Raw genomic sequence first — 14,853 nt, forward strand, 5'->3', positions numbered from 1 at the left:
AAAACTCCTAAAAAGAATAGGAAAATAGAGGTTTTGTAAATCGTAGAAAAAGAATTTAATAATGAAAAAATATCAATTATTTATTTGTGTAATGCTAAGTTTTTGGGCATTGTGTACAACCACCGTGTGTGCTCAAAACGGCGATCAGATTTTAGACGGAATTGGCGAAACAGGATTAATTGCCCGCTATGTTTTTGATGGTGATGCAAAAGATTGGTCACGAAATAATTTACACGGTAAGATTCAGGATGTGAAAGCCAGGTTCGTAAATGACGAACAGTTTGGTACAGTACTTTCTTTACCAGCAGATAGTAAAGCTTTTGTTTCAATTCCTGGCGAAGGATTGATAGGAGAAGAATCACTTAGTATAACCGGATGGATTTATTTGCGATCTGCACAAAGAGGCCAGCGATTTTTTGATTTTGGAAAAAACAGCAAGTCACATTTATTTTTTGCACCAGTAGGAACAGAGAACGAAGAAGGGATTCAGACTGAAATTACTATTGAAGCAGGACGTAAATATAAAACACGTTCATCTGCTTTGGAAGCAGGCAAATGGAATCATGTAGCGGTTGTTATTAATATCCCTTCCAAATCCATAAGCACTTACGTAAATGGTTTACTCGTAAGCGAAACTAAAAATGTAGAATTGGAGTTAGCACAATTATTCGATACTAATTCAGGAGAAAAGAACATGCTTTATATAGGAAAATCACTGATAGCTGAAAATCCTTATCTAAACGCGAAATTGCACGATTTCCGAATCTATCGAATCCCTTTAAGCGATAAACAAATTGCCAGAATTTATAATAATTCTTTGAAAGGGGATCAGGAGGAAGAGGAAGCAGAAGAGCAGGCAGCAGATCTTCCATTGTTTCCTAAAACAAATCCTCAACTTTATAATGAATACTTGACGAGTGTGTCAGATGTTAAAGTAGAGACAGTAGTGGGATCTCTTCCACGATTACCGAGTTATGTAAAAGGCGTTTACCGCAATGGTATAGAAGGACCTGAGGTGCGCGTGATTTGGCCTTCGCCGAAAGATAATAGTCAAGTGCTTAAAAGTGGACAGTATATAGTAACCGGAAGTGTTTCGGGAACAGATTTAAAGCCAAATGCTACAGTGATTGTTAAAGGTGCTAAAGAAACTGCTTCACCAATACGTAAATTGGAAGTTTTCAAACTGGATCAAGTTTCACTGAATGCTGATCTTGACGGAAACCACACAAAATTTATTGAAAATCGCGATAAGTTCCTAACAACGCTTTCCACGACAGATCCTGATTCTTTCCTTTATATGTTCCGTAATGCCTTTGGTCAAGAACAACCAAAAGAAGCAGAACCACTTGGTGTATGGGATACGCAGGAAACAAAATTACGCGGTCATGCTACAGGACATTACCTAACAGCAATTGCTCAGGCATATGCGAGTACGGGTTATGATAAATCCCTTCAAGCTAATTTTTCTGATAAAATGGACTATATGGTCAACACGCTGTATCAATTATCGCAGCTGTCGGGAAAGCCAAAAGAAATTGGAGGAAAGTTTGTGTCAGATCCAACGGTCGTGCCGGCTGGACCTGGCAAATCAGGCTATGATTCAGATTTGAGTGAAGAAGGTATTCGTACTGATTATTGGAATTGGGGAAAAGGATTTATTAGTGCCTATCCGCCAGATCAATTTATTATGTTAGAAAAAGGAGCGACTTATGGGGGGCAGAAGACTCAAATTTGGGCACCCTATTATACTTTGCATAAAATTCTTGCTGGTTTGATGGATGTTTACGAAGTCAGTGGCAATAAAAAAGCTCTTGAGACTGCAAAAGGTATGGGCGACTGGGTATACGCTCGTATGAAAAAAGTACCAACGGAGACGCTTATCAGTATGTGGAATAGGTATATCGCCGGTGAGTTTGGAGGAATGAATGAAGCTATGGCACGACTCTACAGGATAACGAACGACAATCGTTATTTGGAAGTAGCGCAATTATTCGACAATATCAAAGTGTTTTATGGCGATGCCCAACATTCACACGGACTGGCTAAGAATGTAGATACGTTCCGTGGATTGCATGCTAACCAGCATATTCCCCAAATTATGGGAGCACTTGAAATGTATCGTGATTCTGATACTCCAGACTATTATCATATAGCCGATAATTTTTGGTATAAAACTGTAAATGACTATATGTACAGCATCGGAGGAGTTGCAGGAGCACGTAATCCTGCAAATGCGGAATGTTTTATAAGCCAGCCGGCAACAATTTATGAAAATGGTTTTTCGTCTGGTGGTCAAAATGAAACCTGTGCTACTTATAACATGCTTAAATTAACTGGAGATCTGTTCCTTTATGATCAGCGTGCTGAGTTAATGGATTATTATGAACGTGGTCTTTATAATCACATTCTTGCTTCTGTAGCAGAAGATAGTCCTGCCAATACCTACCATGTGCCTTTGAGACCGGGTTCAGTAAAACAGTTTGGTAATGCGCATATGACGGGCTTCACTTGCTGTAACGGTACGGCTATTGAGAGTAATACAAAATTTCAGAATTCAATCTATTTTAAGAGTGCTGATAATAATGCGCTTTATGTTAATCTTTATGTGCCCTCAACCTTAAAATGGACAGAAAAAAATGTGATTATAGAACAAGCAACTGATTTTCCTAATGAAGATTATACCCGATTGACTATTAACGGCAGTGGGAAATTCGATATTAATGTACGTGTACCACATTGGGCAACCAAAGGATTTTTTGTTACGATAAATGGTAAACAAGAAAAAGTGAAGGCCCAACCAGGAAGCTACCTTACTTTAAGCCGTAAATGGAAAGACGGAGATACAATTGAGTTGCGTATGCCATTTCAATTTCATTTAGAGCCCGTGATGGATCAGCAAAATATCGCCAGTTTATTTTACGGACCAATTTTACTTGCAGCCCAAGAGTCTGAACCGCGAAAAGAGTGGCGTAAAGTAACTTTTGACGTTAAGGATATTAGCAAATCGATAAAGGGAGATCCTAAGAAGTTACAATTTAGTATCGACGGAGTTGTTTTCAAGCCTTTTTATGAAACCTATGGGCGTCATTCTGTTTATCTGGATGTTACACTGAAATAGTTCTGGCATTAAAGTAATTAAAATGATCAAACCGTAACATGAAAAAATCAATTCTAACGTTTATTTTATTTTTATCAATGGTAAATACACTATTTGCAAGCGAATTCATCGATGTAATTAACACCTATCAGGCAGATAAGCTTGCTTTGAAAAACTTTTATACCAATAATGAATCAGAACACTATTATCAGCGTTTTTCAAAGTTTTACGAAGAATGGGGACAAAAAGTAAAAGTTTTAGATTTTAAAAACTTGTCGCAACAAGGTAAAGTAGATTATCTGTTATTGAAGAATCTAGTCAGCAAAGACAACTATTTTTTGCAAATTGAATATAAGGCATTTAAAGAGGTTGCATCAGTACTAGATTTTGCAACAGATATTGATGGTTTTATTACTGATAGAAGAAGGGGAAAACGTCCCGTTTCTAACGAATTAGCAAAAAACTTTAGAATTGCTGAATTAAGTATTGACAAGAAAATGGAACTCCTCAAAAAACAACCTTATAAGGATTGGTTTGCAGCTGACAAAGCTACAAAGACAGTGGTTTCTTTTGAAAAAGCATTGAAGGAAGCGTATGAGTTTTATTATAGTTATGATCCGGAATTTACTTGGTGGATGGAAAAACCATATAAAAGTTTGTCAGATAAATTAAAAGTATATGAAGAGTTCCTCAAAACAAATTACTCCAAAACAAGTATCAAAGACGATGGAAGTGGAATTATAGGCAAACCTATCGGAAGAGATGCCATATTAAAAAGTTTGGCCTTTGAATATATTCCATATTCTCCCGAAGAACTTATTGCCACAGCACAAAAGCAATTTGATTGGTGCAAAAAAGAAATGATTAAAGCATCATCTGAAATGGGTCATGGCAATAATTGGAAAGCAGCTCTCGAACACGTTAAAGAAACGTATGTTCCTGCAGGGGAACAACCACAGGCTATTAATGATCTTTACAATCAATCCGTCAAGTTTATTGAAGATAGGGATTTGATCACCTTACCTGAATTGACCAAGGAAACTTGGCAAATGATTATGATGACACCAGAACGTCAAAAAGTGAATCCTTTTTTTACGGGTGGATGGGAAATTAGTATTTCTTATCCGACGGAGGGAATGAATCAAAATGATAAATTAATGAGTATGCGAGGAAATAACCCTAATTTTTCTCGCGCTACAGTTCAACATGAATTACTGCCAGGTCACAATTTACAGTTTTTTATGAACAGCCGTAATAAGTCTTATCGTGCTGCTTTTGATACTCCTTTTTGGATGGAAGGCTGGGCTTTGTATTGGGAGATTAACCTTTGGAATAAGCAATTCCCTCAAACACCAGAGCAAAAAATGGGAATGTTGTTTTGGAGGATACACCGTTGTGCCAGAATCATATTTTCATTAAAATATCATTTAGGCGAAATGACTCCCCAACAATGTATCGATTTACTAGTGAATGAAGTGGGGCACGAGTATGCAAACGCCGAAGCCGAAGTTAGACGCTCTTTTGCAAGTGGCGATGCTCCGTTGTATCAAATGGCTTATATGACAGGAGGATTACAATTTTATGCTCTAAGAAACGAAATGCTTGCCAAAGGCTGGACCGAAAAACAATTTCACGATCGTGTTTTAAAAGAAAATATGATGCCAGTAGAAATGCTAAGAATACTGTTAGAAGAATTAGAAGTTACGGAAGATTATAAATCGACTTGGAAATTCTCAACCGATTTTAAATAATTAAAATAGTTTAGACTTTATCACGTAAAGACGTAAAAAAAAAAGAGGCTGAAAAGAGTCTATTTAGAGTGTTAAATAAAACAATAAAAAATATGAAAAAAATAAAATTATTGGCTTTGATGATTTGTTGCTCAATTGTTTCAAATAATTTACAAGCACAAGAATATTGGGACAAAATTAAAGCGAAAAAATCAACGCTTGAAATAGAAAAGGGGTTTATTAATTTGAACACAAAATTTTTTGAACTCAAATTATTGAAATCATCTCAAACAGTCGCGGCTTTGTCTCCGATTGCAGATAAGAGTTTCGATTTTACACCGGGAGATCGATTGTCTATTCGGGATAAAGATGGTCTGTATCAATTAGGAGATATTAATCTCCGAATTAAAGCAGCAGATGGAACCTGGAAAAGTTATTCTACTGCTGCTAAGCGAGCTGCTGTTACAGCCTTGAATGTTTCGGGAAATGTTTTGGCTGCAGCAAACCTTTCTAATACGTTACCTGAAGAAATTCCTTTAATTATAAAACGTTTTTATGAAGAAAAAGAAGGGAGTTTAATAATGCGTTTTGAAATCACTAATAAATCTAATTCAGCTCAGGAAATAGGAGCCTTAGGTGTTCCGATGATTTTTAATAACATTCTTGAAGGAAAAACACTAGATGAAACGCATCTTCAAAATGTATTTTTTGATCCTTATATTGGTAAAGATGCTGGATATCTTGAAGTTAAAAGACTAAGTGGTCATGGGCCAGCATTGTTATTACTTCCCGAAGCAAATATGCCTTTTGAAGCCTACCGTCCGCTATTGGACGATGAAACACCAAGAAGTATCGTTTTTGAAGGTTTTCACGAATGGATGCCATTAAGTAAAGCTTATGCTAATCAGGAATGGAAAACAGCTGAACAATGGAATTCACCAACTTCATTAGTACTGCAACCAGGGGAGGCTAAAAATTTTTCATTGAAGTTTGTATTGGTCGATGAAATTAAAAATATTCAATCTACTTTAATTCAAAACGAACGCCCTATAGCAATAGGCATTCCTGGATATGTTTTACCTCAGGATGTAGATGGACAACTTTTTTTGAAATATAAAAAAGCAGTCAAATCCTTTAAAATAGAACCAGAAGGAGCTTTGGTAGTAGCGCAAAAATCAAAAGATAAAAATGGGTATTTTCAGTATGCTGTGCATGGAAAAAAATGGGGAAGAGCTCGATTGACACTGGTATATGATGATGGATTAGAGCAAACGATCAATTATAAAGTGATAAAATCAGAAACAAATGCGGTATCTGATTTTGGGCATTTTTTGACAACAGCCCAATGGTTTGATCAAAAAAATGATCCTTTTCATAGAAATCCTTCGGTGATTTCTTATGATTATGAAACAAAAAAACAATTAAGTCAAGACAGTCGTGTCTGGATTGCAGGTTTAAGTGATGAAGGTGGAGCAGGTGGCTGGCTTGGGGCGATAATGAAACAATTGATAGACCCGAACAAAGAAGAAATAGAAAAGTTACAGCATTTTGTCGATGAAACATTATGGGGAGGTATTCAGTATAATACAGCTGATACGCTTAAGTACGGAGTTAAAAAAAGTGTTTTTTATTATGAACCAACTTTAATGCCGGAAGGAACGTACAGCAAAGATGTGAATTATAAAACTTGGGCAGCATGGGACAAAAAAGGTTCTGATGATCCGGGAAGATCCTATAATTATCCTCACGTTGCTGCTGCACATTGGACAATGTATCGTTTAGCCAGATATCATGAAGGCTTGGTTAGCAATCATACTTGGGATTGGTATTTAAAAAACGCATATAATACCAGTATTGCTATGACCACATTGGCGCCATATTATGCTCAGTTTGGACAAATGGAGGGAACTATTTTTTTATTGATTTTAAAAGATTTAAAAACGGAAGGATATACCGAAATGGCCAATAATTTGGAAGCTAAAATGAAAGCGAGAGCTGATCATTGGAGAACACTTAATTATCCTTTCGGAAGTGAAATGCCTTGGGATTCTACAGGTCAAGAAGAAGTATATATGTGGTCAGATTATTTTGGATATGCTGATAAAGCTAAGATAACTCTGGATGCCATTTTAGCGTATATGCCTACGATGCCACATTGGGCTTATAATGGAAACGCCCGTAGGTATTGGGATTTTTTATACGGTGGTAAACTATCTAGAGTAGAGCGCCAGATACATCATTATGGTTCAACATTAAATGCGATACCAGTTTTGGAACAGTTCAGAAAAACGCCTGATGATTTTCATTTACTAAAAGTAGGTTATGGCGGATTATTAGGAGGGATTTCAAATATTACAGAAGATGGTTTTGGACCTGCAGCTTTTCATTCCTATCCTGAAACCTTGAGGATTGATTATTTATCAGGGGATTATGGTTCTGGTTTCTTTGGCTATGCTGTAAATACGGCCACTTTTATTACGAATGAAAAAGAGTTGGGTTGGTTAGCTTTTGGAGGTAATTTGAAAGAAAAAGGAGATGTTGTTGAAGTAGAAATTACAACAGCGGCAAAATCTAAAATATTCATTGCACCAAAAAAAATGTGGCTGACATTAGATGCAGGAACATTCAAAAAGGTAAGCTACAATACTAAAACGGGTACAGTTAAAATTACTTTAGATAGTAAAACAGATTATACGCCTAATGCCTATTTAAGAATAAATAAGGATGAGAATTTACCTTATGAAAAAATTAGAGGCGCCTACAAAATTCCTTTGAAAAGTAAAGCTATTCAAATTAATCTATAATATGCAATGCTGAAAAAGAAACTATTTTCCAGTCTCATCATACTTGTTTTTACGGGAACTATTTTTGCCCAAAAAGATATTGATGTAAATGCTCCAGGAGCTAAAAATCCCATTTTGCCAGGTTGGTTTGCTGATCCTACCATTAAAAAGTTTGGAGGTATTTATTATATCTATGCCACTACCGATAATGAAATGTTGGCATCGGGTGCTCCAACAGTTTGGTATAGTAAAGACTTTAAAAATTGGTATAATTATACAATGGAAATCCCTTCTTTTTCAGCAAAATCGATTACTAATTTTTGGGCTCCCGATATAATAGAAGGAGACGATGGTAAATATTATTTGTATTTTGGAAACTGTGAAATGGGATGTAATATTTATGGTTATGTTTCAGATTCACCTGTTGGTCCATGGACAAAACTAAGTGAAAAGGATATTCCAGTGATTTCAAATGGATATCCTAGAGAAGGTTTTCCATCACTAGATGCACAGTTTTTCAAAGATACCGATGGTAAAGTATATGGGTATTGGGGAACTTGGGTACATTACAATGGCGGATACGCTGTTGGGGAGTTAAGTAAAAACACCATGAGTGAAATGATTAATTCAACCAATATACCATTAGAACAAACACCGGCCCCTTTTGAAGCAGCTTATATGATGAAAAAAGGTTCTAAGTATATTTTGATGTATTCCGGAGCATCTTGCCATGATGAAACATACAATGTTCGCTATTCCTATTCAGATTCGCCTTATGGACCTTTTACTCCCGGAAAAAACAATCCAATTTTGAGTACTAATGAAGATAAGACCGTACACGGTCCAGGTCATCATTCTGTTTTACAAGAGAATGATGATTATTATATCGTGTATCATAAGCACGATTATCCTATGACTAGAGGAGGTCTTGCCAGACAGGTTTGTATTGATAAAATGATTTTTGAGAACGACTCTACAATAAAAACGGTTGTTCCTTCAAGCAAAGGAATAGAAGATCTGGTAAAATCTGAAGTTCCGGAAGATATTGCTTTTAGGACAAAAACAACTGCTTCTTCATTTTATCATTTAAAGTCCACTCAGTATGATTATGAGTATAAACCTTCTTTTGCTACTGATAATAATAATGCCACGATGTGGAAAGCAGCTGATAATACAACTCCTCAGCATCTAATTGTCGATTTGGGTTCAGAAAAAAAGATAAAAAGGGTAATGACACAATTTGAATTTGCCAGTTATTATTATCAATATAAATTGGAATATTCTTTGAATGGAAACAAGTGGTACGAATATGCTGATAAATCTAAAAATCGTACAGCGGGTAGTCCAATGATTGATGACAATGATATAAGAGCTCGTTATATAAAACTAACCGTTTTAGCGACCGAAAAAGCAGGATTGTATGCAGCAGTTTGGAACATCAAAGTGTATAGTTCATTATTTGATATTCCGTTACAATTGCAAAATAAGGAATCTACCAGAATTCCTGCTGTAAAAAGCAGTAAGAAATTATTAGTTGACCTTGATGCCAGTAAAATTTTCAATTCGACCATAACTACTATAAATAATAAAGGATCTATTGGAGGGATTTTTACAAAAAGCGGTGCTGTATCTTTAGAAAAATCGGAAGGAATCAGGGCTTTTAATTTTACAAATGGAGCTTTAACATTGGATAAAGCTGTACCAAAAACCTTAGCTTGGAATGGCTCTTATACAGTAGCAACATGGGTTAAAAACCCTGAAATAGCGAATGAAGGAGAAATTGTAGCATCGTGGTGTGATAGACAGGAATTTAGTTTAGCAAACTCATATAATGCTTTGGCTTACAATCGCGGGAATTATGGTGCAGCAGTACATTTAGACGGTCATTTTGATATGAAATTTAACAAAGTTCCAGAAGCTGCGAAATGGCATTATATTGTATTAACTTTTGATGGTGTTGTGGAGAAAGTTTATGTAGATGGCATTTTAGATAATTCGCAAAACATGCTGTTGTCTTCGGCAATTGATAAAGCTAAAATTATAATTGGAGCATCAGATATTGGAGAAAATTTCTCTGGTTTTATTGCCTCATTACGTATGTATGATTATGCTCTTAATCAAGAAGATCTACTTCAACTTATGAAGCAGACAAAACCTAAGGTAGAATAAATTACGACTGATTAATTTATCAGTTTAACGTAAAAAGTAGATACAGAAATGACAATAGGTATAGGCGGTTCCAATGAAGCCATTGAATTGGAAAAAATAGAAAATAGGACTCATGATGTACAACCTATTCTGCTAGAGGAATATTTTGAGCGAATAGAAAAGGCGACGCGATTAATGAAAGCGCTTTCGGTTAAAGCATTGTATCTAAATGCTGGAACGAATTTGTATTATTTCACAGGAACGCTTTGGAATGCTTCAGAAAGAATGGTGGGTGCTTTATTATTTGAGGATGGTTCTTTAGAATATATAGTTCCAAAATTTGAAGAAGGTACTTTTAAAAAATATAGGCAAGTTCAGTCAACCATTAATTGTTGGGAAGAGCATAAGTCTCCCTATGTTTTATTCGGAAAGTTATTGAAGGATAAAAACAGTATTGGTAGCGTAATTGCCATTGATGAGTCTTCGCCTTATTTTTTAGTTGATGGAATTTCAAAAGCAAATAATGGATATGATTTTATAAATGCGCAACAGATTACGTCAGCTTGCCGAATGCAAAAATCTAAAAATGAGATAGCGATAATTCAAAAAGCAAAAGATATTACGATGGAGGTTCAACGAGCTGCGGCCAAGATATTAAGACCTGGAATTACAGTTAGCGAAGTGATGGATTTTATTCAGAAAGCTCATATTAAAGCGGGAGCAGCTTCTGGTTCCTACTTCTGTATTGTTTTATTTGCTGATGATACACAATATCCTCATGGTGTTTCAGTTCCGCAGACTTTAAAAGAAAATGAAGCCGTTATTATTGATACAGGTTGTAAATTGGAAGGGTATCTTTCTGACATTACAAGATCGTATGTATACGGAGTAGCTTCTGAAGAGTATAAAGCCATTTGGAATTTAGAGAAAAAGGTACAACTTGCTGCTTTTGAAGCCGCAAAGATTGGCTCTTCTTGCGGATCGGTCGATGATACAGCCCGAAAAACGCTGGCTGAGGCAGGATTAAGTCCAGATTATGATTTACCAGGATTACCGCACAGAGTGGGACATGGCACCGGACTTGATATTCATGAATATCCCTATTTGGTTCGAGGAAGCGAAATAAAACTACTGAAGGGTATGGTGGTTAGTAACGAACCTATGATATGTATTCCCGGGAAATTTGGAATTAGACATGAGGATCATTTTTACATGACTGAAAATGGAGCAAAATGGTTTACTACGCCGATGCATAGTGTTGACAATCCTTTTGGGTACTAATTGTTGATGGATTCTGTATTTAGGATTATTCAACTTAAAATTAAGAAGGCGGTTTTCTATTTTAAGAACGTCAATTCATCTTTAGCAAATAAAACGCATAACCATGCAGAAAAATAAAGCCCTTGTAAAGATTTTAGTTACCATCATTCACTTTGCTTTTTTTGTTGTTTCATCCCAGGAAATAAAAAAGAAAGAATTATATCTTCCTAAAAAGGTGTGGATGATACCTGAAGACAATGATTATAAAGATTCAAATAGTAACTATAATTTTGAACATATGGTCACTTCAGAAAATATTGCAATCTTTTGGCATAAAGATTATGGGAAGAATCCGATGTCTAATACCGAAGAGTCAGAGCAATTTAATCCTGACAAAATGTTGAGTGAAAGTGAAAGAATTTACGATACTTATGTAAACAAACTTAAATTGGTAGAATCCGGTAATTCACTTATTGATAAGTACAAAGTTTTGGTTTATATATTTAAAGGTGATGAAAAAACAGCTTTTGGAGGCGGCGATGAGGATAAAGTGGGGATTTTTTGGGCACCTGCGGTTCGTGTAAATAAAGAGCCTTATGGAGTTTTGGCTCATGAATTAGGGCACAGTTTTCAGTATTTAAGTCATACTGATACAGGAAAAGGGCCTAATGGTGCGATCATGGAAATGTCAGCTCAGTATATGCTTTGGCAAGTTTACTCAGGTTGGATGACTTTTGAAAATTATCATTTAGTGGATTATTTAAAAGGAACTCACTACGGATTTTTGCACCCGTACAACATGTATCATTCTCCTTACGTAATTGAATATTGGTCACAAAAACGTGGAAAAGAATTCTTTGGAAAATTGATGCGTAATAATGAAAAAGGGGAAGATGCCGTGATGACATATAAACGTTTGAATGCGCTTACGCAAGAGCAATTCAATGATGAAATGTTTGATGCCTCAAGAAGATTTATTACTTGGGATTTGCAAAGAATTGATTCTGTAGCTAATCAATATGCTAATAAGCATTATACCAAAGTAAATCAATTGAAGAATGGATGGTATGAGGTTGACACTATTAATTGCCCTCAAAATTACGGATACAATGGAATTAAACTGAACGTTCCAAAATGGGGGACCAAAATAAAATTGAATTTTAAAGGAATAGCCGGAGCAGATGGTTTTTCAAAAGTGAAAGTTGAAAAAGCAGGATGGCAGTATGGTTTTGTAGCTCAGTTAAAAAATGGAGTGCGTGTGTATGGTGAAACTTTCAAAAATAATAGTGGCAAAGCTTCTTTTAAAGTTCCTCAAAATACAGAATATTTATGGCTAGTAGTTTTGGGAGCGCCCACCGAACATTGGTCACGACCTGATAGATGGAATGAAAATCTAGATAAAACTCCTGACGAACAATGGCCTTATCAGTTTCAATTATCAGAAACGACACTAGATAATTATAAAATAGAAAATTGATAATTTAAGATTTATTAGTTTAAGAAATCATAGATATTATTATTTAAAAAATAAAAGATGAAGCAATTATTCCTGTTATTACTAACCATTGTATACTCTTCTACTCAGGCACAAGAAAGTGCAATGATTAGGATCGAAACTGAAAGTTCGGCTTTGGTTTTAAAAGTAGGTAAAAACAAAAAACTTTATCAGACGTATTTTGGAACAAAGTTGAGTAACAGTTTAGAATATGAATTGATTTCGAAAGAAAATACAAAGAAGTTTGTAGTAAATGATGGTAATCCATTAATTGATTTGCGTCATGTTGCTTACCCAACTTTTGGTACAGATAATTTATTTGAGCCCGCTATTCGAATAACGCACAATGACGGAAATCCTTCATTAGAATTAGAATATCAAAGTCATACTGCTCAAAAAATTGATGCCAATACTACAGAAATTACTATAAAATTAAAAGATCCTCAATATCCTGTTTTTGTCAATCTTCATTATAAAATATTTTATAAGGAAAATGTGATTGAGTCGTGGACAGCAATTCAGCATCAGGAAAAAAAAGCAGTGACGCTTTATAATTATGCTTCATCAGCTTTGCATTTGGATGCTGATAAATATTGGCTAACCCAATTTTACAGCGATGTTGTCGAAGAGATGAGAATGGAAGAAAGTCAGCTGACTAGAGGCAGTAAAGTGATCGATTCAAAATTAGGAGTACGAACGAATATGTTTGCATCACCAAGTTTTTTCCTTTCTTTAAATTCGAAATCGGGAGAAAATAACGGCGAAGTCATTGCGGGTTCAATAGCTTGGTCAGGAAACTTTAAGTACACTTTTGATATTGATAATAATAACGAATTAAGAATTATTTCGGGGATCAATGAATTTGCTTCAGAATACAATTTGGAGCCCGGAAAAATATTCAAAACGCCTGCTTTTATCTATACATTTTCGAATCACGGAAAAGGTCAAGCAAGTAGAAATTTACACGCTTGGGCAAGAAAATATGGTCTTAAAGATGGAGAAAAACCTCGTCTGACTTTATTGAATAATTGGGAAACCACATTTTTTGATTTTGATCAGGTTAAATTGACCAAGATGTTTGAAGATGCCAAAACATTAGGGGTGGATATGTTTTTGCTTGACGACGGTTGGTTTGGAAATAAATACCCAAGAAGTGGTTCTACATCAGGCTTGGGAGATTGGCAAGCTACTAAGACAAAACTTCCAAATGGCATTGGTTTTCTTATGGAACAAGCTAAAAAAACAAATGTAAAATTCGGTATTTGGATTGAACCAGAAATGATCAATGAAAAGACCGAATTGTATGAGAAACATCCTGATTGGGTATTAAGCTTGCCAAATCGTGAAAAGAGCATTTATCGAACACAATTGGTTCTGGATTTATGCAACCCAAAAGTACAGGATTTCGTTTTTAAGGTTGTAGATGATATTATGCAAACGGAATCGGGCGTTACCTTTTTTAAATGGGATTGCAATCGCATGATGACAAGTGCTTATTCGACCTATTTAAAGAATCAACAATCACATTTGTTTATAGAATATACAAAAGGTTTGTATAAAGTTCTGGACAAAATAAAGAGTAAATATCCAAACCTTCCCATGATGCTTTGTGCTGGTGGCGGTGGCAGGGTTGACTACGGAATGTTGAACTATTTTACCGAGTTTTGGGCAAGCGACAATACAGATCCTTTTGACCGTGTACTTATACAATGGGGATATTCTAATTTTTATCCTTCACTAGCGACTTGTAATCACGTCACTTCTATGGGAAATCAATCGATTAAATTTAAAACTGATGTAGCTATGATGGGCAAATTAGGTTTTGATATTCAAGTTGGAGGTTTACGGGAAAATGAATTAAATTTTTGTAAAGAAGCCGTTTCTAATTACAAGCGATTAAGCCCTGTGATTTGGCAGGGTGATTTATATCGATTGATTTCGCCTTATGAGGGTAGTAGGGCAGTATTGATGTATGTGAATGAAAACAAAACACAGTCGGTACTTTTTTCATATACCTTGCACCCACTAACAGACCCGAATTACAGTTTGGTAAGGTTAGAAGGACTCAACGCTTCAATAAAATATACAGTAAAAGAAATCAATTTAATGCCACAAAACAAAAACACTTTTGAAGAGTCAGGAACTGTTTTTTCTGGTGATTTCTTAATGAAAATTGGATTAAAAGTTTCGTCTTCCACACAAGAAAATAGTGTTGTCCTCGAAATTACGGCAGTTGAATAATATTATTTTTTTGATCAAAAAAAGTTTTTTTGGTAATCCATAGACTTTTGTCAGGATCTAAAAAATTAACTTTGGATCTTGCTCCTCCTAAAAAAGTAA

The 14,853-nt window shown here is 35.4% G+C and carries 7 protein-coding genes; all 7 read left to right on the forward strand.

What is annotated here, in order from left to right; all coding sequences use genetic code 11:
• Positions 1 to 61 precede the first annotated feature (61 nt).
• Positions 62 to 3,118 (forward strand): beta-L-arabinofuranosidase domain-containing protein, encoded by a 3,057-nt coding sequence (locus ACNQGN_RS12405; RefSeq protein ID WP_417988148.1) that lies wholly within the window; start codon positions 62 to 64, stop codon positions 3,116 to 3,118.
• Between the two features lie 38 nt (positions 3,119 to 3,156).
• The gene (locus ACNQGN_RS12410; protein ID WP_417988149.1) at positions 3,157 to 4,848 is read left to right on the forward strand and encodes a DUF885 family protein; all 1,692 of its coding nucleotides are present in this window, start codon (positions 3,157 to 3,159) and stop codon (positions 4,846 to 4,848) included.
• A 92-nt stretch (positions 4,849 to 4,940) separates the two neighbouring features.
• A complete protein-coding gene (locus tag ACNQGN_RS12415; protein ID WP_417988150.1) occupies positions 4,941 to 7,631 on the forward strand; it encodes a DUF5695 domain-containing protein in 2,691 nt (896 codons plus the stop codon).
• Positions 7,632 to 7,637: 6 nt separating this feature from the next.
• Complete coding sequence (locus tag ACNQGN_RS12420; RefSeq protein ID WP_417988151.1) at positions 7,638 to 9,779, forward strand: family 43 glycosylhydrolase; 2,142 nt, start codon at positions 7,638 to 7,640, stop codon at positions 9,777 to 9,779.
• Positions 9,780 to 9,827: 48 nt separating this feature from the next.
• Positions 9,828 to 11,039, forward strand: coding sequence for a M24 family metallopeptidase (locus ACNQGN_RS12425; protein ID WP_417988152.1), 1,212 nt, complete (start codon positions 9,828 to 9,830; stop codon positions 11,037 to 11,039).
• A gap of 103 nt (positions 11,040 to 11,142) precedes the next feature.
• Positions 11,143 to 12,495, forward strand: coding sequence for a DUF6055 domain-containing protein (locus ACNQGN_RS12430; RefSeq protein ID WP_417988153.1), 1,353 nt, complete (start codon positions 11,143 to 11,145; stop codon positions 12,493 to 12,495).
• A 57-nt stretch (positions 12,496 to 12,552) separates the two neighbouring features.
• Positions 12,553 to 14,754, forward strand: coding sequence for an alpha-galactosidase (locus ACNQGN_RS12435; protein WP_417988154.1), 2,202 nt, complete (start codon positions 12,553 to 12,555; stop codon positions 14,752 to 14,754).
• The last annotated feature ends 99 nt before the right edge of the window (positions 14,755 to 14,853 follow it).

It is taken from the genome of Flavobacterium rhamnosi (assembly GCF_048286515.1).
Classification (GTDB): Bacteria; Bacteroidota; Bacteroidia; order Flavobacteriales; family Flavobacteriaceae; genus Flavobacterium.